This window comes from Streptomyces thermovulgaris (assembly GCF_002155915.1).
Classification (GTDB): domain Bacteria; phylum Actinomycetota; class Actinomycetes; order Streptomycetales; family Streptomycetaceae; genus Streptomyces; species Streptomyces thermovulgaris.
This window is the reverse complement of record NZ_MUME01000127.1, coordinates 1-25,970: the sequence shown is the minus strand read 5'-3', so window position 1 is coordinate 25,970 and position 25,970 is coordinate 1. Positions and strand designations below refer to the sequence as shown.

23 protein-coding genes and 2 pseudogenes are annotated in these 25,970 nt (G+C 70.9%); 8 read left to right on the top strand and 17 right to left on the bottom strand.

Annotated features, from left to right (window positions below):
• The 12 genes from cas6 to CCN35_RS12935 form a co-directional block, all read right to left on the bottom strand.
• Positions 1-839, bottom strand: an 839-nt coding sequence (gene cas6, locus CCN35_RS12985) for a CRISPR system precrRNA processing endoribonuclease RAMP protein Cas6 (RefSeq protein WP_086792737.1), incomplete at its 3' end; no start/stop codon positions are given.
• 4 nt (positions 840-843) lie between these two features.
• Positions 844-2,073, bottom strand: coding sequence for a type III-B CRISPR module RAMP protein Cmr1 (gene cmr1 / locus CCN35_RS12980; RefSeq protein WP_158100401.1), 1,230 nt, complete (start codon positions 2,071-2,073; stop codon positions 844-846).
• Position 2,074: 1 nt separating this feature from the next.
• Positions 2,075-3,553 (bottom strand): hypothetical protein, encoded by a 1,479-nt coding sequence (locus tag CCN35_RS28355; RefSeq protein WP_158100400.1) that lies wholly within the window; start codon positions 3,551-3,553, stop codon positions 2,075-2,077.
• Complete coding sequence (locus tag CCN35_RS12975; protein ID WP_086792733.1) at positions 3,550-4,494, bottom strand: hypothetical protein; 945 nt, start codon at positions 4,492-4,494, stop codon at positions 3,550-3,552. The genes CCN35_RS28355 and CCN35_RS12975 overlap by 4 nt, the downstream gene beginning before the upstream one ends.
• The gene (gene cmr6, locus CCN35_RS12970) at positions 4,491-5,546 is read right to left on the bottom strand and encodes a type III-B CRISPR module RAMP protein Cmr6 (RefSeq protein ID WP_143631532.1); all 1,056 of its coding nucleotides are present in this window, start codon (positions 5,544-5,546) and stop codon (positions 4,491-4,493) included. Before cmr6 ends, CCN35_RS12975 begins: the two co-directional genes overlap by 4 nt.
• Entirely contained in the window at positions 5,543-5,989 is a 447-nt protein-coding gene (gene cmr5, locus CCN35_RS12965; RefSeq protein WP_086792729.1) for a type III-B CRISPR module-associated protein Cmr5, read from the bottom strand. The genes cmr6 and cmr5 overlap by 4 nt, the downstream gene beginning before the upstream one ends.
• Positions 5,986-6,966 carry a type III-B CRISPR module RAMP protein Cmr4 gene (gene cmr4 / locus CCN35_RS12960; protein WP_086792727.1) on the bottom strand — a complete coding sequence of 327 codons (981 nt, stop codon included), beginning with the start codon at positions 6,964-6,966 and terminating at the stop codon, positions 5,986-5,988. The genes cmr5 and cmr4 overlap by 4 nt, the downstream gene beginning before the upstream one ends.
• Positions 6,963-8,039, bottom strand: a complete 1,077-nt coding sequence (locus CCN35_RS12955; RefSeq protein WP_086792725.1) for a type III-B CRISPR module-associated Cmr3 family protein — start codon at positions 8,037-8,039, stop codon at positions 6,963-6,965. The genes cmr4 and CCN35_RS12955 overlap by 4 nt, the downstream gene beginning before the upstream one ends.
• The gene (gene cas10, locus CCN35_RS12950) at positions 8,036-10,015 is read right to left on the bottom strand and encodes a type III-B CRISPR-associated protein Cas10/Cmr2 (protein WP_086792723.1); all 1,980 of its coding nucleotides are present in this window, start codon (positions 10,013-10,015) and stop codon (positions 8,036-8,038) included. The genes CCN35_RS12955 and cas10 overlap by 4 nt, the downstream gene beginning before the upstream one ends.
• A gap of 150 nt (positions 10,016-10,165) precedes the next feature.
• On the bottom strand, positions 10,166-10,546 hold the full coding sequence (locus CCN35_RS12945; RefSeq protein WP_086792721.1) for a DUF488 domain-containing protein: 381 nt from the start codon (positions 10,544-10,546) through the stop codon (positions 10,166-10,168).
• 16 nt (positions 10,547-10,562) lie between these two features.
• A complete protein-coding gene (locus CCN35_RS12940) occupies positions 10,563-11,090 on the bottom strand; it encodes a DUF2231 domain-containing protein (RefSeq protein ID WP_086792719.1) in 528 nt (175 codons plus the stop codon).
• Between the two features lie 304 nt (positions 11,091-11,394).
• Positions 11,395-13,293: a CocE/NonD family hydrolase gene (locus tag CCN35_RS12935; protein WP_169721351.1), complete on the bottom strand. Its 1,899-nt coding sequence runs from the start codon at positions 13,291-13,293 to the stop codon at positions 11,395-11,397.
• 339 nt (positions 13,294-13,632) lie between these two features.
• On the opposite strand from CCN35_RS12935, the gene CCN35_RS12930 reads away from it, so the two are divergent.
• From CCN35_RS12930 to CCN35_RS12920, 3 genes are all read left to right on the top strand, one after another.
• A complete protein-coding gene (locus CCN35_RS12930) occupies positions 13,633-14,850 on the top strand; it encodes an acyltransferase family protein (protein WP_086792715.1) in 1,218 nt (405 codons plus the stop codon).
• Positions 14,851-15,218: 368 nt separating this feature from the next.
• A complete protein-coding gene (locus CCN35_RS12925; RefSeq protein ID WP_067394261.1) occupies positions 15,219-15,437 on the top strand; it encodes a hypothetical protein in 219 nt (72 codons plus the stop codon).
• 92 nt (positions 15,438-15,529) lie between these two features.
• The gene (locus CCN35_RS12920; protein ID WP_067394327.1) at positions 15,530-16,546 is read left to right on the top strand and encodes a sporulation protein; all 1,017 of its coding nucleotides are present in this window, start codon (positions 15,530-15,532) and stop codon (positions 16,544-16,546) included.
• A gap of 389 nt (positions 16,547-16,935) precedes the next feature.
• On the opposite strand, the gene CCN35_RS12915 is transcribed toward CCN35_RS12920, so the two are convergent.
• Entirely contained in the window at positions 16,936-17,619 is a 684-nt protein-coding gene (locus tag CCN35_RS12915; protein ID WP_067394264.1) for a TetR/AcrR family transcriptional regulator, read from the bottom strand.
• Between the two features lie 115 nt (positions 17,620-17,734).
• On the opposite strand from CCN35_RS12915, the gene CCN35_RS12910 reads away from it, so the two are divergent.
• Positions 17,735-18,760 carry a glycoside hydrolase family 113 protein gene (locus CCN35_RS12910; protein WP_086792711.1) on the top strand — a complete coding sequence of 342 codons (1,026 nt, stop codon included), beginning with the start codon at positions 17,735-17,737 and terminating at the stop codon, positions 18,758-18,760.
• Between the two features lie 388 nt (positions 18,761-19,148).
• Here CCN35_RS12910 and CCN35_RS12905 read toward each other — a convergent pair whose 3' ends face one another.
• On the bottom strand, positions 19,149-20,090 hold the full coding sequence (locus tag CCN35_RS12905; RefSeq protein WP_067394270.1) for a M56 family metallopeptidase: 942 nt from the start codon (positions 20,088-20,090) through the stop codon (positions 19,149-19,151).
• A gap of 6 nt (positions 20,091-20,096) precedes the next feature.
• Positions 20,097-20,486 (bottom strand): BlaI/MecI/CopY family transcriptional regulator, encoded by a 390-nt coding sequence (locus CCN35_RS12900; RefSeq protein ID WP_067394274.1) that lies wholly within the window; start codon positions 20,484-20,486, stop codon positions 20,097-20,099.
• Between the two features lie 210 nt (positions 20,487-20,696).
• On the opposite strand from CCN35_RS12900, the gene CCN35_RS12895 reads away from it, so the two are divergent.
• A complete protein-coding gene (locus CCN35_RS12895) occupies positions 20,697-20,963 on the top strand; it encodes a GlsB/YeaQ/YmgE family stress response membrane protein (RefSeq protein ID WP_067394276.1) in 267 nt (88 codons plus the stop codon).
• A gap of 93 nt (positions 20,964-21,056) precedes the next feature.
• Here CCN35_RS12895 and CCN35_RS12890 read toward each other — a convergent pair.
• Positions 21,057-21,338: pseudogene (locus CCN35_RS12890) on the bottom strand (hypothetical protein); the annotation flags it as partial.
• Between the two features lie 305 nt (positions 21,339-21,643).
• On the opposite strand from CCN35_RS12890, the gene CCN35_RS12885 reads away from it, so the two are divergent.
• Entirely contained in the window at positions 21,644-22,279 is a 636-nt protein-coding gene (locus tag CCN35_RS12885; RefSeq protein WP_086792709.1) for an RDD family protein, read from the top strand.
• A 305-nt stretch (positions 22,280-22,584) separates the two neighbouring features.
• Here the strand turns inward: CCN35_RS12885 and ctaD are convergent, their stop codons facing one another.
• Complete coding sequence (gene ctaD / locus CCN35_RS12880) at positions 22,585-24,300, bottom strand: aa3-type cytochrome oxidase subunit I (protein WP_079129717.1); 1,716 nt, start codon at positions 24,298-24,300, stop codon at positions 22,585-22,587.
• Between the two features lie 597 nt (positions 24,301-24,897).
• Between ctaD and qcrC the strand changes: the two genes are divergently transcribed.
• Together qcrC and CCN35_RS12870 are read left to right on the top strand one after the other, a co-directional pair.
• Positions 24,898-25,707, top strand: a complete 810-nt coding sequence (qcrC, locus tag CCN35_RS12875; protein ID WP_067394280.1) for a cytochrome bc1 complex diheme cytochrome c subunit — start codon at positions 24,898-24,900, stop codon at positions 25,705-25,707.
• A pseudogene (locus CCN35_RS12870) lies at positions 25,704-25,970 on the top strand (cytochrome bc1 complex Rieske iron-sulfur subunit); the annotation flags it as partial. The gene qcrC and the pseudogene CCN35_RS12870, both read left to right, overlap by 4 nt.

Here is a 25,970-nt window from a genome sequence, read left to right as displayed (position 1 = left end):
CGAGAAGGAGCCTTGAAGGGGCTGGAGGCCATTGTCCGGTTACGAGGGCGGTCTTCGTCCTGAGGCGCAGGTGGTGGGGCTGACCTCCTCGGGGAATCGTATCGCGCCGCATGGTCCCGCTGTCCCTCCACCACGCTGGTCGTCGCCCCGAATCCGTGCGTCGTGCCCGCGCCCGTTCCGGCGTACGGGGCGAAGCGGGCCAAGGTCGCGAGGAGGTGGGCGGTGTGGGGTGGGGCGGTGAGGGAGAGGCGGAGGGTGAGTGTGCCGGTGAAGCCCGTGCGGAGGCGGTTGTAGCCGGAGTCGCGGGTGGTCGTGGTCAGGTTCAAGTGGTCGATGCGCAGGGCGCCCTGGAGGTCCTGCCAGGCGGTGTCGTCGATCCACAGGGGGGAGTCGGGGCCGACGCCGGTGTTCCAGCTGCGGCGGTGGCTGCCGAGGATGAGGGCGGGGTCGGGGGTGAGGTCGGGTTCGCCGCTGCGCTGGAAGTAGGTGGGAGAGTGGAAGGTGAACGTCGCGCGTGTCGTGGCGCCTGCTGAGGCGAGGGCGGCGAAGGACTCGGTGCGCAGCTCGGTGCGGACCACCTGGCACCTGGTGTTGCCCAGACGCAGGAGCCGGGACTCCAGCGCGGTGCCGGGCACGGCTTCCGTGCCGTACCAGGTCGCTCGCAGCCGTAGTGCGGTCGGGGACTGCGCGGTGGGCTGCTGGATCGTGAACGGTTTCTGTTGAGCAGTGTGGTCGGCGTCGTCTCCTTCGAACAATGCGCAGGCCAGACCGTGGAGTTGACGGGTGCTCGGGCTCCAGGCCCGGATCGTGCGCAGGTGCAGGACGAGGGTGGCGGGCATGTCACTACTCCGGGTCGGTGCGGACGAACGTCCCGCCCTTGCGCATCGTGTCGAGCCAGGTCATGGCGCGGTCGTGGAGGTCCTGGTCGGTGACCTGGAGCGTGCGCTCGCCCAGGCGGACGCGCAGTTCCTTGTCGTCCTGGGGCAGGAACGCGCCGAGGAAGGCGAACGAGAACAGCTGCCGCCGTGTGCGGTCGGTACCGACGGTGCGGAGCCACACCGGTGAGGCCCGGCGCAGGTGTTCGGCGCCGTTCCGTACGTTGACGGTGTCCTTGTTCCTCCCGTCGTAGAAGGTGATGGGCAGTCCGAGGGCGCCCAGCGGGAAGTGGTCGCTGTTGCCGCGGATCACTTTCCTGTACTCGGGGGTGTGGATGCGTCCACCGGTCTCCGAGGGGCCCTCGCTCGCCCGGAAGTGGCGCCATTCCTTGCCGGCGGTGATCAGAAGGGTCGGCCAGGTGGCGGGGCGCGGGCGCAGAGCCGCGGCGGTGTGCTGCCCGAGGACGGGGTAGGTGGGCCGGGTTCCGCGCCAGGGATCGGGACGGGTGGCGAGGTCGTCCGGTGCCGCCTTCAGGGCGGCGAGCCAGGTGCGGTGACGGGCCAGTGCACCGTGGTCGGCGGTGAGCCGGTCGAGGCCTTCGTAGTAGGCGAGGCCGGGGGTGAGGAGGTCGTCCGGGGTCCAGTCGCCGGGCAGCGTGCCACCGCTGACGCCGGTGATGCGCAGTCCGCCGAAGCCCTTGCGGACGCGTGCGCCGATGCCCCCGTACGTGCACAGGAGCCACAGGGAGGCCAGGGCGAGGGACGCGGCGGCCTCGGAGGTGCCCGGGGTGAAGCGAAGGTCCAGGTGGAAGTCGGTTTCGGCGGCGACGAAGGACCGGGTCAGGCCTTCGTGGGCGGGGCGCTTGCTCGGGGTCCTTTCGTAGAGGCCCTGGCCGAGGAGGTATTGGATGTGCTCACCGCCCTTCACACCGAGGAACCTCGCCTCCGCGCGGTCGGCCGTGCGGGGTGGGTCGGGGATGCGCAGCACGACAGGGGACTGGTGGCCGGTGCCGCCGAACACTTCGTGTTCGAGGGCGGCCAGCAGGCGCAGGTCGTCGCCGACGACCGTTCCGGCAAGGGCCCGGAACCAGTAGCGCATGCCGCCGCGCAGCGAGGGGACGCGGATGCCGGCGCCCTCGTCGTCATGGCCGTTGAACACCGGAGTGGTCGTCTGGAGGGCGAGGGTGGTCCAGGGCACGTCAGCCTCCGTCGTTCCAGGTGAGATGGGCCAGAGGAGCGGTGATGGGGCGGTCGTCCCAGAGGATCTGGGAGAACACGCCGACGACGAGTGACCAGGCGGTGGCCAGGGCGAGGACCTGCCAGGCGAGTCCGGTGGTGTGCCACAACTGGTGCATCGGGATGCGGCCGTCGCCATCGGGGGCGGACTCGGTGTAGGTGGCCGCGACAAACACGAGGACGATCAAGGAGAGCAGGAAGGCGTGGACGGCGCCGATGAAGAGGACACCGAGCGCGCGGCAGAAGGCTTGCCGGCCGCTCACGTTGTGGTTGCGGACCTCGACGACGAGATAGCCCAACGCGCCCGCCACGAGGACGAATGCGGCGATGCCCCAACGGGGGTGCGGGTCGGACCACCAGTTCATGGGAAGGGCGAGCAGCGCGAACAGCCCGAACGCGGCGGCGGCCGGGTAGCGCAGCAGCCACTGGGCGGCCCAGAGCGGACCCTGCTTGACGACACCGGTGACGAGGACGGCATACGCGAGGCCCGCGAGCGCCGCTCCCGTGTGGAACCAGTAGCCGCTCGCGAATCCCCCGACGACGGCGGCGAGAAGCGCGGCGGTCGCGAGCGTGAGGACGGCGGCGCGCCAGTGGTCGCGTCCGGCCGGGGGAGCCAGGCGGGTGACGTGCAGGATCCGGAAGCGGGGGAGGAGGTGGCGGTGGACGATGTGGCCGAGTACCGCGTTGTCGCGCACGGTCGGCTCGGCCGGCTCGTCCAGCGGATGGTGACTGCTGGAGAAGCGGCTGCGGCGCGACCAGTTGTCGGCGACGGTCAGGACGAGTTCCGCGTCGAGTGCGTCGCTGCCGACACCGGAGAGCAGCGGGCTGCTCTGGTAGGCGTTCAGGACGGCCAGCCAGTCCCGGCGGGCCTCCTCGGCCCTCAGGACGAGCAGGGACCAGGTCCGGTATCCGAAGGTGTTGCCGCAGGGGTCGGCGGACTCCCCTGGATCTCCCGCCCAGACCGGATCCTCTCTGTGTCTGAGGGGCTCGCTGAGGACGAGGAAACGCAAGCGGTGGGCGAGCGGGCGCATCAGGTGCGCGTCCGGGGCCGTACTGGCGCACAGTTGACGGTGGGCGGCTTCGGTGATCCAGCACATCCAGGACCAGACCCGTGCCGGCTCGGGTGTGTGGCCCTCCGCGACGAAGGCGGAGGCGATGGTCTCCAGGACGTGGTCGGGGCTGAACAGCAAGGTGATCAACCGGGTGCGGGACAACTCGACCTGGCCCAGGGCCTCTTCCATGGCGTCCCGGTCGGCATGGGGCGCCCCCTCCAGCAGCAGGAGAGGCCTGAGGAGCGGAATGATGTCCGCCGCCTGGAAGGCATCGCTGTCGCGTGTCTCCCAGTCGCCGGGGCGGGTGGCGCGTGCGGCGGGAAGCACGCCTGCGGTCAGCCGGTCCCGGAAGGGGTGGAGCTGCGAAGGCAGGTGGGCGAGAGCGCTCACAGCCCCAGGTCTTCCTCTGGACGTCCGATGAGAGCGAGCAGGCCCGCACCGAACGCGGTGAGTTCGAAGCCGGTGCCGTCGGCGGTGCTGTCATAGGCGTACCCCTCGAACACCCGGTCGTCCGGCGGGCGCAGCGCGGTCCTGCCGTTGTCCCGGAAGGGACCGAGTGCCTTGTACAGGAGCTTCAGGTTCATCCTGCGCAACGGCAGCCGGATGGCGTCCCCTTGGGTGTCGCGGTGCAGCATGAATGCCTGCACGGCGCCCTTCCTGGGCAGGGAGCGCAGCCCTTCGGCGAGACCGATCAGGTAGGGGACGGCGGCCTTGTAGCCGCCGGAGAGGTGGAAGAGGAAGTTCTCGTCCCCGGAGGCGGCGACTTTGGTGACCAGGGTGCGACCGAGGGTTCCGAGCCCTTCCATGGCGCGGGTGAAGTCGCTCTCGGTACGCGAGTCGAGGCCCGGCACGCGCACGATGAGGGCGCGTCCCCGCGGGGCGGTGGGAGGGGCGGCGGGTCCGTCCAGGTACTCCACGCGGTCGAGGTCCCCGCCGGTGAGGGCGAGGGCGTTCCAGAGCGCGGCGGTGAGACCGTCGACGGTGTCCGTCGCGAGCAGGACGGCCACATCGCCCCCAGCCAGGTGACGTTGGCCGCCTGGGACGCGGGTGAGGGTGTCCAGTTCGGCGCTGCTCACGCTGGGCCACCGTCCGGGGCTGATCTCCTGGACGAGCCGGGCCAGATGCCGGTGCTGGTCGGTGCCGGCGCTGAGGCAGGCGGCGAGTTCGGCCGCCGCGGCCGTGCTGTCGGTTCCGGCGATGTCCGAGAGGATGCGGGTGGGGGACTCCTCGCGGATGGCGTCGGCGAGGTCGGGGTCGAGATCGCGAATCCTGCTGGGTGCTTCCAGTGCGTCGAGGAGGTTGGAGCCGACGGAGACGAGGTGCAGGGTCACGGTCGGTCAGCCTTTCGCAGGAGCTTCGGGTGATGGGGCCAGTCGGGGTCGTCGTCGATCTTCAGATAGCCGTAGCCGGCGGCGGTCTTCGCTCCCGCGCCCAGTGCGTCGGCCGCGTCGCTCAGCCAGCGCTTGGCGCAGTGGACGGCCTCGGCGTCGCGGCCGACGAGATCCACGGCGAACGTGGCTCCCTGCACGGTCAAGAAGGGGACCGGCACAGGGTTGTGGTGTTCCGCCGGTGGTGCGAACGACACGGATGCGCCGCTGTCGCCCGTCGCTCGGTTCTCGTTGTTGCGGGTTTTCTCCGCCGCCTCGTAGTACGGCTGCGCATGGGGGGTGAGTACGTCGCGCTGCACGGTCGCCACCTCGGTCGGGAAGGCGTCGAGGAACAGCACGCCGCCGCGGGACGCCTCACCGGAAGCGGTGCCGGCGGGGGCAGGGCTCAGGGGGAGGTCCCCGGTCGTGCCGTCCGTGAGCGTGCCGGGCGCGCTGCCCGCCGGGCGCGGCGTGCCGAACACCGCGTCGATCGCCGCGGTGTCGGTGGTGTTCCGTGCGGCCCAGGCCGCCGTCATCCCCTTCAGTCCGGCGGCGGGGAGCACGGGCCAGCCGTATGTGCCGTGCAGGGCGATGCCGATCTCATGCGCGTTGTCCTTGGCCCCCATACCGGTGATCAGGCGCCACTGGACTCGGGCGTGCAAGCGGACCACGGTGTGGCCGCGCTCTTGGAGGGCGAGCAGGCTACGGGTGCGGCGGGCATGGACCGAGGCGATGAGCTTCGCGTCCTGGCCGAGGTCGGTCTGGTCGGCCCAGCGCAGCAGGCGCTGGACCGCTCTTTTGTCGCTGCTGGCTTTCCTGTCGGTTTCGGCCTGGCCCTGCGTCCAGGTGAGGAACGCGGTGCGGCGCAGGACGATCAGGGGGTTGGCGCCCCTGCCGCTGCCTTTCCTGCCACCGCCGAGTGTGCGCAGGCCGCCGCTGTCGCTGAGCGAGACGGCCTGTGAGAGGGGGCCCACGGGTTTGCTGGGCCCCTGCGCACTGTTCGTCCTCTCGCTCACGTGGTTTCCTTCCCGGACGGCCGGGGCTCACCGTCTGCCGTGCCGGAGTCGGCGTTCGCATCGCGGAAGCGGGCCTCGGCGAGCCGGCTGAGCCAGGTGGCCAGTGCGGAGATCTCCGCCGACGCGCGCATGTAGTCCGACCGGTCCGCCTGTGCGAGAGCTTCGAGCAGTTCGAAGTCGTCTTCCCAGCGGGTCCTTCCGCCGATGAGGGCGCGGTCGCCGATGTGCTTGCGGATTCCGTCGGCGACCTTCCTGTAAGCGGGCCCGAGTTCGCTGTTGTCCTTCTTCGACAGGACGAACGCGTAGGTGGCGGCGAGCCCCGCGGTGTGCAGCATCACCGGAAGCTGCCGGTAGCGGGTCCGCAACTCCTTGCCGATCTTCTCGGGGAGCATGTCCTTGGCGGCCAGGGCCATGGCCTGGTCCACCCTTCTGGCCGCGCTCATGCCGCATCCACCGCGCTCTCGACGCCGGCGCCGACGAGACGGCACCACACCAGTCCCTTGCCGATCGTCTCGTCGCCTCCGATCTGGATCTGCCGTCCGTGCAGAAGCTCCCTCACCTCGTCGACGACCAGCTCGGACAGCTCCGACGCGCGCAGTGTCAGGGAGGCGACGAGCAGCGTCTCGGCCGGGAGGTATTCGCTGTAGAACGGGCCGTGCTCCACGGTCTTGCCGCTGTTCAGCTGGACCCGCGCGACCACTTCCGTGCAGTCGCGGTTCAGCTCGGGCATCACGTCGTCGTCGACGACGAGCAGATCCCGCTTCAGCTTGTCGGCGAACGGCTTGAACACGCCGTCCTCGCTGATCCCGTCCCTGGCGATCCGCTCCGCCCAGGCGGCCGCCGTGGCATCGGGTTTCTCCGCGAGCGGCACCACCAGCGGACCGAGGACCTCGTCACGGCCCTTTCCGCACCATTCCGTGTGCGCGGCCAGGGCCACGCCGCCCAGGGTGCGCTCCGGTGGCCCGATCGGCGGACGCATCTCCTCGGGCAGGGCCAGATACTTGCGGGCCAGCCGTGCCAGAGCGAGATCCGAGGTGACCCAGGCGAACGTGTGCTGGAGCGTGGGGACGGGAAGCGCGACGAGCTGGGCGTCGCCGACGGCGAGCAGACCCGCGGTCAACGCTCCTTGCTCTGCCGTGACCTCCGTACGGGCCGCCGTGTCCGCGCCGCCCTCACCCGGCGCCGCCCCGGACGGAGGGTCCGAGCCGAACACTGTTCGCAGGGTGTCCGCGTCCCAGTCGTCGTCGCGCGCGGCCTGCCGCAGCGCGCCCTTGAGACTCTGGCCCCACACCACCGGGTAGCCGGTTCCCGCCTCGCGCTGGATCGGCAGGTCGATCACCCCGGAGGCATCGGCCGCTCCGGCGTGCAGCGGGGACTCCGCGTACAGGTAGAGCAGCCACTCGTGCTGGGCCCGGCTCATGTCCACACTCCCGTCAACACCACTCCGAAACCGGCCGTGCGCAGCCGGTCCTCACGCTCCCGCCCGTACGCCGTGCCATGCGCGCCGGGTGCGTGCGCACCGCCCAGTGCCCAGGCGCGCGCCGTGGCGGCGTCCGCGAACCGCAGGCAGTACACCGACCCGGCCGGCACCGCCCAGCGCAGCATGCGGTTGTTCGGACGTCCGCCTCTCGGGCCGGGGGTGGCGGTGGCAACGGGCTCGGCGTCGCCCACGGCGGCGGTCACCAGTTCCGCTCCCTCGGGCGTCGGAATCCGCCAGCCCCCCGGCCACAACGCCGGTGTCGCCACGTACACCGCGACCCGGCCGCCGCTGAACGCCCTCTCGTCCGACGGAGGCGCCGGCCACCGCACCGCGTCCGCGACCTCGACCCACGCCTGTCGCCCGCGCCCACCGAACTGCACGCTCCGCCGTGGCTCGACCTCGCCCCAGTCGTCGGGCAGGACGCACTCCGCGAGAAAGCCCCACCCCTCGGCCAGGCGCAGGTGCGCCGCCTGGTAGAGGAATCCGGTGCGCGCCGTGCGGTTCTCGGTGCGGGCCAGGCCGACGTGCGGTTCGGTCTGTGCGGGATCCTGGTCCAGGTGCCGTATCCCGCCGGCGGGCGTCACCCGTGCGGTGAGTTCTCCGGCCAGGTAGCGCCGCATCTCGTCACCGGGCAGCCACCCTCCCCAGCGCTGCTCCATCCCCACCGACCCGGCCGCGCCGAGCCAGGAACGCACTGCGCCCAGGTCGGTGGTGGAGCCCTCGGGCATGTCCCGCGGGCTCAGCCGTGCCACTTCGTGCTCGCCCACGGCGACGACATCGGCCGGCGTACGGAAGTACGGGGTCCATCTCCCTCTGCGTGAACGGCGGGCCAGCACCGGACCGCGTACTTCGACCGGTTCCCGGCCGAACGCGGCACCGACCGCGCCCGCGATGGTGCTCGGACTCGGCCACACCGCCCGGGCCACGTTGTCCGCGCCCGCGTCGAACACCCGCCCGTCACGAATGAACAGCGAGTCGCGGGGAGTGAACGCCAGCCACACCGATCGGGTCATGCCCCGCCTCCCGCGCACTCCTGCCGCAGGAACGCGGCGACCTTCACCGGCTCGGCAAGCCGAGGAACGCGCCTGCCGGGCGTCGGACGGCTCCTCTCCGCAGCCGCCAGCCGTAACAGGGCATCCGCCTGCGCACGCGTACCGCCATGACGGGTCACCAGACGCCGTATCTCCGCCGCGAACAGGTCATCGGGCAGGCTCACCAGCTCCGCCTCGTCGCGCACGCAGTCCTGCACGAGCCGCAGCGAAAGCCTCCCGGCCTCGCCGCTCCCGCTTCCCGGTGGGCCGGAGAGAAACTCCTCGAAGTCCTCGACGGGGCCGCGCCCGTCCGCCGTACGCGTCCACGCCTGAAGCGACTGCTCGCGCACGCCCGAGCGGCGCAGATATCCCACGGCGAGCCCGTTCTTCCCCTCGATCTGCTTCTTCGCCGTTTCGAGCAGATGCTGGGCCTCGCTCACCGCCCGTTGCAGGGGCGAGCGGTGGTGGAAGAAGAGAACGGCCGTGCTCGCGGTGGGCAGCAGGGTCTTGGGCACCGCGTCCCGGACGGCCCGAGCGGCAGCCAGTGCGTACGCGGCGGGGACGAAGGCCAGCAGGTCGTCGCCGCCCGCGTAGACCGGGACACCGAAATAGTTGCTCCCCTCCAGCAGTTCGCATGTCTCCCGGGCCAGCACCGACAGCCGTTCGGACACCTCCCGGTGCCACGCCTCCGTGACCGTGTTCCGCCGACGGCTTCCCGCGATCTCGCCTCCGAGGAAACGCCCCATGCCGTCCAGGTCCTGCACGACGACCGCGAGATGGGGGAGCGGCGGAGGCACGTCCTTGTCCTTCGGCGCCTTCAGTGCTGTGTGCAAGGCACGCACGGCCTGCACGCCGTTCGCGACGGCCCTCGTACGCTCCTGGACGGGTACCGACGGGAACTCCCTGGCAAGAACATCCTCCTGCCAGGCGTCCTGGTAGACCCAGCGGCCCGCCGAACCGACCAGCCAGCGGCCGTCCGCTGTCGCCGGTGCCTTGGCCGCCAGTGCGGCCGGCGGCTGCTCCCGTCCGCGGTCCAGGACCTGTACGGCCGCGCGCAGCGCGGACACCGCTCGGGACACCCGCTGATCGTTCATCTTGTCCAGCACACGGGACCGGAAGGGAGCCGAGGCGATCGAACTCGTCGACGGGAACCCCTTGGGCACCTCGCCGGGGCCGCCGTCGTCTCCCGCGCCGCCGATGTGGCGATAGCGCCGCTTCACCCAGTTCGCCGCCGCCAGCCGGTCCCGCTCATGGGCCGGAACGCCCTTCGGCGGCTTCGGTTCGGCGGGCCAGCGGGGGCTGAGCGAGCACAGATCCCGGTCCGGCTCCTCCACCGCGTCGAAGGCCCGGATGCGCTTGCGGGCGACGAGCAGGCGCTGTGCCTCCTCCCACTGCCGTGCGTAGTCCCCGATCGAGGCCGGGACGCTGACCCACTGGACGCTCGGCATGCCCGGAGTCGCCGCGGGCCTGCCCAGTGCCTTGCGCACCAGTCCCGCCCAGTCCTGCCGTACGGCGTGGTCGGCGGCGGCAGCCACCTCGGCACCCTTTCCCTCGGGCGTGAGCGCGACGATGCGGTTGGGCACCGTGGGGACGCCAAGGGAGTCCGCTGTTTCATTGCACGGTGTGATCGGTGCGCCTGAGTCCTGATCCGGCGGCATGACGGCGGGAAACACGAGACGGGCGCCGCGGCTCGCGCACTCCCGCGCGGCCCGTGCGGACAGTCGCGCGACGATGGCGCTGCCGGCGCTCAGATCGGATGTGGTCCGGGACTCCGTGATGAACTGCTGGACACCCGAGACGGCGATCACGATCAGGTCGTAACGCGTTGTGACCGGGTTGCCGCCCGGTAAGTCGCCGGTGCTCCCGCCCGCGTTCGAAGGGAGACACCCCTCCGATGCCGGATTCTCGCCTTCGAACACGCAACCCCCCGTAACAGCAGCGTGAAAGCGTGAGCCCATTAGCTACCGGAGAACCCCACCAGTGCGCAACCTCACCGCCTTGGTTCACAGACCGTCCGGTACGATCATCTGTTACCCGTCACCCACCGTGGTTGACGGCCGCGCCGGGCCGTCGGCAGCCCGCGCTACGGACAGCCGGCAACCCCGGGTTCAGGCGCCGGAGCGTCCGGACCCGGGGCCGGTGAGCCATTCGGCCAGGACGGCCGCCTGGCTGTGGTCCACGTCCTTGGTGGCGGTCAGCAGCGTGAGCCGGTCATGGGCGGCGAGGTCCCGCAGGTGTTCGGCCGCCTCGCGGTGCTCCGCGTCGCGCAGCTCGGCGCGGTAGCGGCGGCGGAACTCGTCGAAACGGGCCGGATCGTGGCCGTACCAGCGGCGCAGTTCGCTGGACGGGGCGATCTCGCGCAGCCACTCGTCCAGGTGCGCGTCCTCCTTGCGCATGCCCCGCGGCCAGACCCGGTCGACGAGCACCCGCTTGCCGTCCTGCGGCGAGGCCTCCTCGTAGATCCGGCGGCAGACGATCCGTCGCGTCATGTCGGCGCCCCGCAGGTCAGGCCACAGGGTGCTGATGCCGGTGGGTGCCGATCGGGTGCGCGCTCTGCACCGTGATCTCGTCGCGTTCCTGGGTCGGGGTGAGACGGACACCGATGTGGTAGTCCTGCACCAGCATCCAGCCGAGGAAGCCGGCGGCGAGGGTGCAGAGGAGACCGGCCGAGGCCAGTCCCAGACCGAGGGCGACCCCGGTGGTCGGATCGTTCCAGCGGGTGACGTACGTCCCCATGCTGATGGCGAACAGCCCGAGGGCGATGACGTTGAGGCCGGCGTGGGCCAGGCCGACGCTCTTGGCGGCCGAGCCGTGCGGAATGCCGAACGTCCAGTCGACGAATCCCGGGATTGCGGCGAGCAGCGCGCTGCCGACGGCCACGACGTTCAGCGCGATCGCCAGATTGAGCCAGAACGTGCTTCCCGTGGCCGCGTACACGGCGAAGCCCACGAGGGTTCCCGTGTAGAAGGCGACCGGGAAGCCGATCAGCATGGGATGGATAGGGTGACCTGCGATCGTGGCCTTGCTGTACATGAAGCCTCCCGAGTGGTCCCCCCGTCCGAACGGGTCGAGCTCTTCTCCCAGCGTCCCCCAACCGGGGGGATCCGCAACCGCTCCGGCTACGGGGCGGCCACCGTCGGTGTCCGGGCGTCCGGCGATCACCGGGTGCCCGGCGTCCGGGGGACAGGCGGAAGACCTGGGCGGAAAAGGGCGCACGAAGGGGCGCACAGGAGCTCTGACCTGCGAGGAAGCCGGATAGGGAGGGCGGGGGCGGGCCGGCGCCGGCCGGGGTCCCGGGGCCTGCCCGGGAGCCTCGGTGCCGGCGCCGGCCCGGGAATCAGAGACGGCCGCCGGGGACCACCGTGAACGTCGCCGGACCGATCGGCAGCTTCACCGTGTACTGGCGGAGATAGGTGTCCAGGAACGGTGCGCGCTCGCCGGCGGTGGGGATGTCACGGGCCGGGTCGTCCAGGGCCAGCCTGAGCTGCACACCCCTGACCTTGATCGTTTCCCCGGAGGGCGTGGCACGCCACGAGCCGGTCTGGATGGAGCCGATCTCCACGGCCAGGACGTGCCCGGCCGCCAGGGTCCAGTCGGTCGCCTTGAGATCGACGGACATCCGGCCCCGGCGCAGCAGGGAGACCTGCTCGTCGAACATGACGGCGGTGCCGTCCGGGGCGACGTCGTACAGCTTGAGCATGATGTTGCCCTCTCCCTTGGCGGTCAGGGAGATGTTCGGGGTGCCGGTGATGCGCACGGCCCGCTTGAGCGGCGTGGACCACACGAAGAAGCTCGACGTGACCTTCCCCGCCTTCTGGAGCCTCGCCAGGTTCTCGGGCAGGGCCTTCGGCGCGGCCGGGTCGGTCGCGGGCGCGTTCTCCATGTCCCACGTCCCGGACGGCTGCGGCACGCTCGCCGGCGGTGCCGGCTCACCGGACGCGGTCAGGGCCGCGCGGCCGGAGGCACCTCCGTCGTCCACGTACGAGCCGCCGCCGAGCGAGCGGACGACGGACCTCCGCACGACCGGCCAGGTGGGCTGGGCACGCCAGGAGCCGGTGGAGTCCTGCACGGCGTAGGCCGGGTAGCGGACCTTCGGCTTGATGCCCTTGAGGTACTGGTCGTAGAAGGAGAGGACCTCGTCGTACCAGCCCTCGCGTCCCATGGCCAGGCGGCCGTCGCCGGTGCGGTCGCCGCCGCGCACATGGTCCCACTGGCCGAGCCAGCCGCGTTCGGGACCCACGTGGTTGTCGAGGTACTCCTGCATCTCCTCGGGCTTGGTGTTGTTCTCGATGAAGCCCTGGGTGACGAACAGGGGAGTGCGGCTGTTCCTGGCCAGCCTCGCCAGGTCACGGTCACGCCAGTGCTTGTCCCACTGGTCGGCGATCCGGTACCCGGCCGCGTTCTGCGTCAGGCACTCCGGGTGGGTCTCCTCCCACCGGGCGTTGGCCTGGTAGCGAGGGTCGTCGTCCGGCATCGGGGGCATCGTGGCGATGGAGTTGTAGGCGTTGGCGGTGCCGGTGACGTTCGGTCGGGGCACGCCGTTGGAGTAGATGTACTGGTACATGTCCCACACCGGCTCCTGGGCGACGACGGCCTTGAGCGCCTTCTGGCCCAGGTTGTTGCCGATCAGCCCCGTGACGGCGTCGTAGGACTTGCCGTACATGCCGACCGCGCCGGTGCTCCACGGCTGTTTCGCGGCCCAGTCGATCGCGGCCTTGACGTCGGCCTGCTCGCCGGGGCCGGCCCAGTCGAGACAGCCGGTGGAGCCGCCGAAGCCGCGCAGGTCCACCATCACGAAGGCGTAGCCGCGGTTGAACAGGTCGGTGCCCTCGATGAAGTCCAGGAAACGGGACGAGGGACCGGTGTGCGCCCAGCCCTCGGGGCCGGTCTGCCCGGCGTGGGCGAAGTAGGGGCCGACCGACAGGATGACGGGTACCTTCCGGCCCTTCGGCAGCTTCTCGGGCAGCAGGACGTCGGCGTGCAGCTCGGTGCCGGAGCCGTCCGAGGACGGGAAGTAGTGCTGGGTCCAGACCGCCCCCTTGGGGACACGGTCGTTCTCCTCGTGCGTGACGGGGCGGGTCGCGGTGGCGACCGCGCCCGTCCGGGTCTGCGCCGGGGCGGCGAGTGCGGACGCTTTGCCGGGCGCCGCGGTGGCGGGGCCGGCGAGCGCGGCGGTCAGGGCGAGGGTGGTGACGAGTGCCGAGGCGGTCCAGGTCGTCGCACGACGTCTGTTCACATGCTCCTCCCGGAAGGGTGGGGACGGGACGGTGCAAGTGGTGCGGTCGAGCAGCGGCTCCTGACCCGGCGTCAAGAAGGCGGCCGTGCAAGGCCGCATCCGGACGGGCGGATGGGGATTCCGCCGAACGTGTCGGAGCCGACGGCGAGGGAGCCTAGGAACACGTGGTGAAACGCGTCAACAGTGCCTCGAGTGCGGTCTGTTGTCTCGGTTTGCGCGGTGTCCTCGCCGGACCGGCGGTCCGTACGGCGGCCGACGGAGCGACGCCGGGCGCGGGGATGGTGCCGCGCCGTCGGTTCCCCGACACTGGTGCGGACAGGGGCGACGGGGGGAGCGGGCATGGCGACGCCCAGGGAACCGGCACGGCCGGCGGCACCGCAGCGGCGGCCGGAGCTGGACACGATCCGGGTGCTGGTGGTGCTCGGACTGGTCTTCTTCCACGCGGCGCTCGTGTTCGCCGCCGACGACGACTTCTATGTCAAGAACACCGAGACCACCGAAGTCGTCCTGATCGCCGCCGGGTTCGCGGTCGTCTGGGCCATGCCGCTGCTCTTCCTCGTCTCCGGCCTGGGCGCCTGGCACTCGCTGCGCCGCCGCGGACCGGGCGGCTTCGCCAAGGAACGGCTGCTGCGGCTGGGAGTGCCGCTGGTCTTCGCGACCCTCGTGCTGAACCCGCTGCCGCAATGGCTGCGGCTGCGCTCGGCCGGCGCCGGCCACCACGTGTCGTACCTCGATTTCCTGCCCCGCTTCTACGAGGTGCGCCTGGAGCCCGCGCAGTTCCCCTTCCTCCTCCAGGGCGAGCACTTCGAGACCGGCCATCTCTGGTTCGTCGTCCTGCTGTTGACGTTCTCCCTCCTGCTGGCGCCGCTCGTGCGGTGGCTGCCGCACGCGCCCGTGCGCCGTATCGGCGACCGGCTGGCGCACACGGTGCTGCACCGGCCCGGCACGGTGCTCGCGCCGGCTCTCGTCTTCGCCGCGATCTGCGCCTTCGCCCGGATGGAGCAGGAGTACGCGGGCTGGCACCGCTGGTCGTACCTGCTGTTCTTCCTCGCCGGTTTCACGTTCGCCGCGGACGACCGCTTCCGTGCCGTGATGCGGCGAGAGGCCAGGCTCGCCGCCGTGCTCGGCGTCGCGCTGTTCGCGGCGTCCGGCCCCGGCTTCGCCCTGGCCGACGAGCCCATGACGGACACGACGGTCCTGGCCACCGTCTCACGGGCGTTGTTCGGCGCGGCCGGATGGTGTCTGGTCCTCGCCCTGCCCGGTCTGCTCGACCGCCGGCGGCTCGAGCGCCCGCCGGAGTCCCCGGATCCGGCTGCGGCGCCCCGGCCGCGCGGCCGGGGCCTCTGGCGTCATCTCGCCGTCGCCGCACTGCCGTTGTACGTCCTGCACCAGCCGGTCGTGGTCGCCGTCGCCTATGTCGTGGTCGGCTGGTCGGCACCGGTCCCGGTCAAGTACGCCGCTCTCGTCACGATCTCCTTCGCCCTCACCTTCGCCCTGTACGAACTGCTGGTCCGCCGCACCCGGGTGACCCGTTTCCTGTTCGGGATGCGCTCTTGAGAGCTCCTGAGGAAGGGCATCCGCGTGAAAGGCCGGCAGTGAGGACCGGCGAGAGCCAGGAAAGACCGGCGAGAACCGGTGAAGACGGCCGGGAACCGGTGAAGGCCGGTGAGGGCCGGTGAGGACCCACCGGCACGGCGGTCCTCCGCCGGGGCCGGTCCGATCCGGGGGGACGGCCCCGGACCTTCCGGGAGCACGGAAGACGGGCCGGAAGAGCACGCCGCCGTCGATTCCGCAACCCAGCGTTTTCGGCCTTTTCCGACGTGTCGGCCCCGACCGGTCTCCTCCTTCTCCCCGACCGCCCTATGCTTCTACGTGTTTGTAGAAGACCCGGTGAACCGGGCCTCGCACTTGTGGAGTTGACTCACATGGCCTCGATCGACCTGGACAAGGTGCTGGACAAGGCATGGGCGGACAAGAGCCTGCCCGAGATACTGGCCGCCCCGGTGGCCGCCCTGAAGGGGGTGTCCGAGCGCGACGGTGAACTGCTGCAGGAGGCGTTCGGGGTCAAGACCGTGGCGGATCTGGCCGAGTTGAAGTACGTCCGCTGGGCCCAGGCCCTGGCCGCCCTCGACGCGGCCAAGTGACCGGCCCGCGTACCGTCGTGGTGCCGCGCGCCTCGGGGGCGGGCGGCACCGCCCTCATGAAACACATGCACGTTTAAGGAGTGGACGCCACCATGGTGTTCAAACGACTGCTCGGCTCGCTCGGCGTGGGCGGCCCCACCGTCGACACGGTCCTCGACCCGGGTCCGGCCCGGCCCGGCGGTGCGCTCACCGGTCAGGTTCATCTCAAGGGCGGCAAGGCCGACTTCCAGATCGAGCACATCACCCTGGAGCTGGTGGCCCGGGTGGAGGCCGAGCACGAGGGAGGCGAGAGCGAGGGTGTCATCGCCTTCGAACGGTTCACCGTCGGCGGCGGCTTCCGGCTCGCCGAGGGCGAGCAGCGCAGCGTGCCGTTCAGTGTGACGCTGCCGTGGGAGACTCCGATCACCGAACTGCACGGACAGCCGCTGGGCATCGTGCTCGGCGTGCGCACCGAGCTGGCGGTGGCGGGCGCCAGGGACAAGGGCGACCTCGACCCGCTGACCATCGCCCCGCTGCCCGTCCAGGAGGCGATCCTCGAGGCGTTCGGCGGGCTCGGCTTCGGCTTCAAGTCGGCCGACCTGGAGTACGGGCACATCGGCGGCACCGGGCAGCAGCTGCCCTTCTACCAGGAGATCGAGCTCACCCCGTCCCCGCAGTACGCGCACCAGGTGAACGAGGTCGAGGTGACCTTCCTGGCCCACCCGGGCGGCATGGAGGTCGTCCTGGAGGCCGACAAGCGCGGAGGTCTCTTCTCCGGCGGCCACGACGCCCTCGCCCGCTTCACCGTCGGCCACCACGACTCCCGTGACTGGACCGCGGAAGTGGACGGCTGGATCCGCCAGATGCTCGAGAACCGGGCGGCGTACGGCGCCCACGGCGCATACGGTCACGGCGCTCCGTACGCCGGGCACGGCGCCCCGTACGCCGGGCACGGGTACGGCGATCATCACCCCCACGAGGGCTCCCACCGCTCCGGTCCCGGCATGGGCACCGCCATCGCCGCGGGTGCCGCCGGGCTCGCGGTCGGTGTCGCCGGCGGCCTGGTCGCGGCCGAAGTCGTCGACGAGATCGGGGACTTCCTCGAGGGCGACGAGGAGGACGAGGGCTGACGTCCGGCTCCGGAGCCGGACGAGGAACGTCCGAGCGGGGAGTGGGCGGACGCATGGCGCCGCTCCCCGCGGGCGGCCTTCCCCATCTCCTTCTTCACCTTTTTCTTCTTTTCCTTCACCTTCGCTGTTCGCCCGTGCCGGAGAATGCCGGAGAAGACCGCTGTCCGGAGCCACCCGGTCCGGGCACCCTCCCGGCACGCACGGAGTTCTCACGGCAGTTCTCACGGTCCTGTGGGACCGCGTCAAGGAGTCCGCATCGACGATGCGGACTCAGTTCATGACGGAGAAGAACGGCCCGAGGAGCGGCGCCTCCCGGGATGCGAGCAGGGCGATGCGCGCAGGGGCGGCCGCCGTCGAGGCGCCGTCGATTCCCTCGAAACGGCAGCGCGTCACCCGGCCGGGTCGGAGCCGTCGGGGGAACGGACTCCCTGATGCGAGCGCTGTTGCGCCTGTTCCTCGGCGGCGTCGAACGCGGGTGCGAGTGCGGCGAGCGCGGAGCGGAGCAGATCGGGCAGCGAGCCGGACGGCACGACAAGCCCGCCCGTCGCAGGGGGTGCGGCCGGAGGCCGGAGCCACTGTTGGAGAGCGGCCCGCACCGCGGCGGCCACGCCGGCGGCGAGCACGCGTGCGGTGAGCGTACCGGCGCCACCGAGACGCTGGTCGATCACGGCGGCAAGGGGATGTTCGATCGCCGTGGTGGCGTCCAGGAACGCGTCGCACAGCGTGGGACTGGTGGTGATCAGCAGCAGTTTGTCGTGATCACGTGGTTCGGTGTACTGCTCCAGGACCGCTTCGGTCAAGGCGTCGGCGAGGCGGACATGGGCGGGCCTGGCCGCGACCGCTGCGGCGACCCGTGACTCTCGCTCGGCGGTGACGGCGGCGACGATCGCCTGCTCACGACTGGAGAAGTAGTTGTTGTAGGTCCTCGGCGAGACCCCGGCGGCCTCTGCGATGTCGTCGACACGGACGTTGTCGGGCCCGCGTTCGAGCGCCAGCCGCAGTGCCGCCTCACGCAGTGCCACCCGGGTGGCCTGCTTCTTCTGTTCGCGCAGCCCGGTCCGTCGTGTCGTCACCCTCGCAGTATCCCAGCCTGAGTGCGCACACGTAAAATTGCGTGCACGCAAACTTGCGTGCACGCAACTTTTGCTTCTGCGCTCGAGCCCTCGCCAGAACAGAAGGGCCAGACACATGCGAGCCAAAGGCATCTGCTACGACACCGGCTTCATCCGCAACGGCGGCAACTCCCGGGAACGCTTCGACCCCGACCTGGTCAGGAAGGAGCTGACCATCATCCGCGACGATCTCCACTGCAACGCCGTCCACATCACCGGCGGCGACCCGGAGCGCCTGGAGTTCGCCGCCCGCTGTGCCGCCGAGCTCGGACTGGAGATCTGGTTCTCGCCCTACCCGCTGGAACTGACGGCCGATGAGATCCTCGCCTTGATCACCGACTGCGCGGAGCGGGCCGAGCGACTCCGGACGCAGGGGGCCGAGGTCGTGTTCGTCACCGGCGTTGAACTGAGCGTCATGAACCGGGGGTTCCTCGAAGGCGACAGCATCGACGAACGGCTCGGCTGGCTGCTGGGCGACCCGGCCCGCCGGCCCGAGAGAATCGCCGCAGCCAGTGCCCGTGTCAACGCTTTCCTCCGCGAGGCCGTGGCGGTGGTCCGCGAGCGCTTCCGCGGCAAGGTCACCTACGCCGCCATACAGTTCGAGGGCGTCGACTGGGACTTGTTCGACTTCAGGACCTTCGAACTCATCCGGTCCGCGGAGGTGGCCGACCGATTCCGGGACGGCGTGCGCAGCCTCGTCGCACAGCCCAAACCGGTCGCCATCACCGGCTTCGGCACCGCCACCTGGCGCGGTGCGGGTGACGTCGCGCCCCGCAGCATGGACATTCTTGAGACCGACGCGGCCACCGGTGCGCCGCTCCGGCTGACCGGGGAGTACGAGCGCGACGAGGCCGGCCAGGCGGCATACCTGAGCGAGCTGCTGGAGATCTTCGACAGCGAGGGCGTCGACAGTGCCTTCGTGTTCCTCTTCGCGCTCTACGACCTGCCCCACCGCCCCGGCGGGGATCCCCGCGACGACCTCGACCTCGCCAGCCTCGGCATCGTCAAGGTCCTCGAGGACCGCCACGGCGACACGTACCCCGGCCTGCCCTGGGAGCCCAAGGCCGCCTTCGCCGCGGTCGCCGATCACTACCGCGGCTGACGGCCCCACGCCGTCGGGGCTCACGCCCGGTTGCCGCGGCACTCGTCCACGGCCCGGCCGCGCAGCGCGGTGAGGCCGGCGTCCGGGCACAGGCCGGCGGCCGGATCGTCGCCGAACCCATGGGGGAGCATGCGCCGAAGCGGCGGATGCGCTCGGCCGGGTACGGCGGGATGCGCGTCAGGTCCTCGGGGACGACGACGTGACCTTCCTTCCGGAGGCCGGCTCGCCGCACCCGCGCCGCACCCGCCGGAAGTCCCACCGCCACCGGGGCCCGCACGGCCGTGACCTCTCCGCCACGCGGGCCCCACGAACCTCTTCCGGTCCTGCCTCGCCGGGGCGGACCCACCGGAGCGAATCCGGGAGCGGGCACACCGGAGCAAGGGCCGGATCAAAGAGGCGTGGTGGCGTGCAGGATGAGGACCATCGTCACGGCGGAGTTCGCGGACGACATCGCCGACGCGGCGGTCCCCGCGGCGGCTCCCCACGCCGCCAGCCCCACCGAGGTGAACAGCGAGGGCCAGGAACGCGTCGTCGGGGCGGGGCCGAGCAGGGCCGCCACCCTGCGCGGCACCGGTCCCACCGCGGCGAAGCCCGCCAGTGCGCCCGCCGCAGTGCCCGGAGCGCCCCGGGACACCAGGGCCGCCTTTCCGATCGCGCGCGCCACGATCCGGCGGCTGCCGACCACCTGGGCCGCCTCCTCGTCCGCCCACCGCTCCGTCGTGTACGACACCGCCGTCCGCAGCGGACGCAGGAAGGGGTTGGCCCGCGCGGCCAGCTGGACCGCGAGGAGGAAACGGTGGTGGCGGGCGGCGAGGTGGGCCCGTTCATGGGCGAACAGCGCCCGGCGCTCGGCCGGTTCGAGGTGGTCCAGCAGCCCCCTGGTCACCACCACACGACCTCGCCGGCCACCCGGTAACGCGTACCCGTAGGGGACGTCGTCCGGAAGGACGGCCACCTCCGTGTCCCGCAGCCCGGCCAGCGCACGGTGGGCGCGGCGGCGCACCCGACAGTGCCGCCACAGCGTCCTGCCGCATGCCACCAGCACCGCGAAGAGGGCGGGAATCGCCGCCTTGCCGGCGATCTCGTCGTACGGCACCGCCTCGCGCACCCGGGGGTCCGACCAGCCGTCGGGCAGCGGGTTGCCGGGCAGCTGGGCGGTGCCGACCACCATCAGCAGGCCCAGGCACACCGTGCTGCACGTCGCCATCACCGCGGCCATCCCGGTCAGCAGCCTGGTCGCGGTCCACGGATGCAGGTGCTGCTCGGCCAGGCGCGCGATCGGCCATGCCGTCAGGGGCAGTACCAACGGCAGAAAGACGAACATCCCCATGATGTCTCAGTCTTTCCACTCGTCCCTGGTCTGCCCCAGCAATTCCCGCAGCAGGCGTTCGTCGTCCGGCTCGAGACCGGTGACAAAACTGGCCAGCACCGCCTCCCGGTCGCTCTCGGCGTCCAGCAGTCTGCGCATCTTCCGGGCGGCCAGGCCCGCCTGGTCCGACGCGGCCGTCCAGGCGAAGGACCGGCCGACCCGCTCCCGGGTGACCACGCCCTTGGCCAGCAGCCGGGTCAGGATGGTGACGACGGTCGTATAGGCGAGGTCTCCGCCCAGGCGCTCCTGCACCCAGCCGGCCGTCGCCGGGCCCTCCGCCTCCCGCAGCGCCGACAGGACCAGTGCCTCCAGCTCGCCCCGCCCCCGTCTGCGGGAACGCTGCCGCTGCTCCGCCACGCCCCTGTCTCCCCTCCGCTGCCGTCCGTTTTCCGAGCGGACATCGTATAGACGCCGTGGGGACGCGCTCAGGACTCCCATGCCCCGTCCCCGCGTCTCGTCGCTCACCTCCACGTTCCCGCCACTTTCTCTACAAGGTTGTAGAACCTACACTGCCCGGGGTGTGTCCGCAGAAGTGCGGAAGGACCGCGGAAAGGAGCGCTGGGGAAGATGGGTGTCGTCGCGTGGCTGGTACTGGGGCTTCTCGCCGGAGCGATCGCCAAGGCCGTCCTGCCCGGACGTGATCCGGGCGGCTGCGTCGGCACGACGTTCATCGGCATCGCCGGTGCCTTCGTGGGCGGCTGGCTGTCGGCGACCTTCCTCGGCCGGCCGGTGCAGCGGGAGTTCTTCGACCTCGCGACCTGGGCCTCGGCCATTGCGGGCGCCCTCGTGCTGCTTGTCGCCTACCGCCTGCTGTTCGGCAACTCACGGGACTGACCCAGGACTTCGGGGCGACACGGGCCCGCGGCACGACCGCACCGCTTTGCCGGCCCCTCCGCCTCTCAGCGTGGAGGCGGGAGCGGGCGGAGTCATTCCGTTTCGGATCTCGGAACACCGCCAGTGGCACCAGGCCGCGCTCCGTTCGAAGCCGAGTCGCCCGGCCGCCTCGGCGAGCTGCTCCCAGAGCGTCAAGGGCAGGGGTTGCCCGTCTCCGGGTTCCTCCAGCAGGTTCAGCGCGGTCTGCCATTCGTCGTGGGCGAGTTCGTCGTGGGCGAGATGGTCCCAGACGTCCTGCACGGAGATGTCGTTCTCGGTGGCGGCCTCTTCCGGGACGAGGAGACAAGCCGACTCGAGCAGCTCGACGACGTCCATGCGGTCATGGTCGCGCACGCTGCCGGGCTGTGTCTCCCGCTCTCGTGCGAGGGCGGCGAGGCGGCTTTCGATCCGGACTCGCACAGACCGCGAGACCGTCTCGGCCCCGGCCGCCGATGTGGACCCGGCACCACGGCGTGACCGGCGGCTCGCGAAGGCGGCGGCGACGGCCGCTTCGGCCGTCATGGCACGAGGCGGGTCGCCATGTCACCGGGTGGAAACGCTCCCCCCGGCTCTTTGCACGTCCCGCGAAGCGGGTCACTACCCTGATCCGTCGGCACATGAGGTTCAGGGGGGACACACACATGCTGAGGCTTCGCCGGGCCGTGGCCTGGTCCATCGACTTCGCCCTGGTGGTCCTGCTGGCCTGGGGGCTTGCGGTGCTCACCTTCCAGCGGATCTCCACGCTCGTCACCGACGTGCCCGCCCTCGCCACCCGCGGCGGCCTCGACCTGCTGGTCTCGCGCGGTGACGTGATCGCCGCCTCCGAGAACCTGGGCCTGTCGCTGTGGAACACCTCGGTGTTCTACGTCCAGCAGGCCTTCGGTCTGCTGATCGTGGCGACCTTCCTCTACCAGTGGGCGTGCCTGGCCCTGCTCGGCCGGACCCTCGGCAAGGGGCTGACCGGGCTGCGGGTCACCCCGCGTCGTCCGCGCCGGGCGGCGCTCAGGGCGGCAGTGACCACGGCGGCCGACGTCGCCGTCTACGCCGTCGCCTGCATTCTGCTGGTCGAGGGGCAGATCGTGCTGTCGGTGCTGGTCTGGATGGCCGCGGTGGTGCTGTTCCTGGGCAATGCGCTGCCCGTGCTCCTTCCCGGCCACCGCTCCCTCGCCGACCGGGTGGCCGGCACGGCCGTGACCGGCATCGAGTGGGGCAGGCTCGGCGAGGGACTTCGTCCCGGTCGATTCCGCCGGCCGCCGTCCAGGGTCGGGGAATGGTGACCGGGGCGGTCACCACGATGTCCGCGGCCCGCCGTGGACGCCGGAGACGAAGGAACAGGGCCGGCCCCTGCCGGGGCCGGCCCTTCGCTCTGCAGGCGCGCCGCAGGCACGTCGGTCCGCGACCGGGGCGCGGAGGCGGCGGTCATGCGGGGCGTCGCCCCCACCGCCGCACCCGGCCGGCGTGTGCGGGGGCCGTACCGGCCACGCAGGGCGGTACTCCCGGCCGGCCGGAAGCAGCCTGCGGGATCACCCTTCCTGACGCCGTGACACCACCGTTCGGCCCATGACGCCGTGGCACTGCACGCTCATCGCCGGGTGTCCTTGTGCTCCTTGGCCTCCACGACGTCGCGCCGTCCGAGGTTCTCCGCCTGGTCCACCTCCGCGACGTCCGGGTAGTGGAGGTCGAAGGCGGGGGACTCGGAGCGGATGCGCGGCAGGGTGACGAAGTTGTGCCGGGGCGGCGGGCAGGAGGTCGCCCACTCCAGGGAGCGGCCGTAGCCCCAGGGGTCGTCGACCTTGACCCTCTTGCCGGTCTTGGCGGTCTTCCACACGTTGTACAGGAACGGCAGGGTCGACAGGCCCAGCAGGAAGGCGCCGATGGAGGAGACGGTGTTCAGGGCGGTGAAGCCGTCCGCGGCCAGATAGTCGGCGTAACGGCGGGGCATGCCCTCGGCGCCGAGCCAGTGCTGGACCAGGAAGGTGGTGTGGAAGCCGACGAACAGCGTCCAGAAGTGGACCTTCTCCAGGCGGTCGTCGAGCATCGTGCCGGTCATCTTCGGCCACCAGAAGCTGAAGCCGCCGAACATCGCGAAGACGATGGTGCCGAACAGCACGTAGTGGAAGTGGGCGACGACGAAGTAGCTGTCGTGCACGTGCCAGTCCAGCGGGGGCGAGCCGAGGACGACACCGGTCAGCCCGCCGAAGAGGAAGGTGACCAGGAAGCCGATCGCCCACAGCATCGGAGCCTCGAAGGACAGCGAGCCCCTCCACATGGTGCCGATCCAGTTGAAGAACTTCACCCCGGTGGGGATGGCGATGAGGAACGTCATGAAGGAGAAGAACGGCAGCAGCACGGCACCGGTGGTGAACATGTGGTGGGCCCACACCGTCACCGACAGACCCGTGATGGTGATGGTCGCGCCGACCAGACCCATGTAGCCGAAGACCGGCTTGCGGGAGAACACGGGGATGATCTCGGTGACCACGCCGAAGAACGGCAGGGCCAGGATGTAGACCTCCGGGTGGCCGAAGAACCAGAACAGGTGCTGCCACAGGATCGGCCCGCCGTTCTGGGCGTTGAAGATGTGGGAGCCGAAGTGACGGTCCGCCTCCAGCGCGAGCAGGGCGGCTGCCAGCACGGGGAAGGCCAGCAGCACCAGCACCGAGGTCAGCAGCACGTTCCAGGTGAAGATCGGCATCCGGAACATGGTCATGCCCGGGGCGCGCATGCAGATGATCGTGGTGATGAAGTTGACCGCGCCGAGGATGGTGCCGAACCCGGTCAGCGCCAGTCCCATGATCCACAGGTCGCCGCCGAGATACGGGGTGTGCTCCTTGTCGCTGAGCGGGGTATAGGCGGTCCAGCCGAAGTCGGGGGCGCCCTGAGGGGTGAGGAAGCTGGCGAGCACGATCAGGGAGCCGAGCGCGAACAGCCAGTACGACAGCATGTTCAGCCGCGGGAACGCCACGTCGGGCGAGCCGATCTGCAACGGCATGACCGCGTTGGCGAAGCCGGCGAACGTCGGCGTTGCGAACAGCAGCAGCATGATGGTGCCGTGCATGGTGAACGCCTGGTTGTACTGCTCGGCGGACAGGAACTGCAGACCCGGGCGGGCCAGCTCCACCCGGATCGCCATCGCCAGCACCCCGCCGATCAGGAAGTAGACGAACGAGGTGATCAGGTACAGATGCCCGATCTTCTTGTGGTCGGTGGTGGTCAGCCAAGAGACGATCACCTGCCCCTTGGTGCGGCGTTCCACCGCCGGTACGGGAGAGACCGGCTCAGTTGCCTGTGTCGCCATCAGATTCCTTAATCAATGACCGAAAGCACGGCGGTTCCAGCAGCACGGACGGGCACGCATCTCGCTCTTGTTCTCGGGCAGCGCGCAACCAGCTGTGAGGAACCTATTCCTGCTGTTTCGGCATCACCGCACGCAGACGGGGAGGATGCGGCCGAACGGCCGATCTTTCCATCCGTTCGAGTGCATTGCCGGATCGCGTGAGACGCGGCCGCGGCCGCCGGTGCGGCACAGCGTGCTCATGGCAGGTGCACGCGGGAGGTGCGACGGCCGGCCGTCACCCGTACGGAGGTGCGGGGCCGGCCGTGGGACGGCCGATACGCTCCCGTGCCACGGCCGACTACGCCATACGGTGCCGCTCCGGCGCCGGAAGCACGGCTGACACCCCCGACTCTGGAATAGTCGTGGGCACTTCGTGCCACGCGGTGCGTGGCGCCGGGCGAACCGGGGACCACGACCCCCGGGAAGGACGACGGCGCACACCGGTGACCGGCCGGCGCCGCTTCGCCCCTCGCCGGGATCCACAAGATCAACTAGCCGTGAACGCTCCCGTGCACATCCTGGAAGTATCGACGCAGGAATCCGATAGCGGGGTAATCCGTGAAAAAGCTGTCCGCGCGACGACGCCATCCCCTGGCGGCGGTCGTCGTCCTGCTCCTCGCGCTGGCGGGCACCGGGGGGCTGTACACCGCGTTCGCGCCCGCGAGCAGGGCGAAGGCCGAGGAGACCGCCCAGTCCCTCGCCATCGAAGAGGGCGAGAGGCTCTATCAGGTCGGCTGCGCCAGCTGCCACGGCACCGAGGGCGAGGGCACCGCCGACGGTCCCAGCCTGGTGGGCGTGGGCGCCGCGGCGGTCGACTTCCAGGTGGGCACCGGCCGTATGCCGGCCCAGCAGCCGGGCCCGCAGATCCCGCAGAAGAGGAACATCTACACCCAGGCCGAGATCGACCGGATGGCCGCGTACATCGCCTCGTTCGGCCCCGGTCCGGCCATTCCGGCGAAGAACCAGTACGACCCCGAGGGCGCGGACGCGGCCAAGGGCGGTGAGCTGTTCCGCAACAACTGCGCCCAGTGCCACAACTTCACCGGCAAGGGCGGTGCGCTGACGTACGGGAAGTACGCCCCGAGTCTCAGGGGAGTGAGCGACAAGCACATCTACGAGGCCATGCTGACCGGCCCGCAGAACATGCCCGCCTTCCCCGACAGTGTGCTGACGGAGCAGAACAAGAAGGACATCATCGCGTACCTCAACGCGGTCAACGGCCCCGAGACCGTGAATCCCGGAGGACTGGGGCTGGGCGGTCTCGGACCGGTTGCCGAAGGGTTGTTCGGCTGGGTCTTCGGACTCGGTGGACTCGTCGTGGTCGCCGTCTGGGTGGCCGCCCGGACCGCAAAGGCCAAGAGGTCATGAGCAGTCACGACACCCCGGAGCAGAACCTGCCTGCCGAGCAGGCCGCCGTTGAGCGCGGGCGCGGGGCGGTCTCGGTCGCGGACGAGCGCAATCCGTTCGCCGACCCGGGCCTGCCGCCGCACGAGTCCCGGGTCCAGGACATCGACGAGCGGGCGGCCAAGCGGTCCGAGCGCACCGTGGCCCTGCTGTTCACGGTGTCGATGCTGGCCACCGCCGGTTTCATCGCCTCCTATGTGGCGATTCCGATCGACACGTCGGTCTAC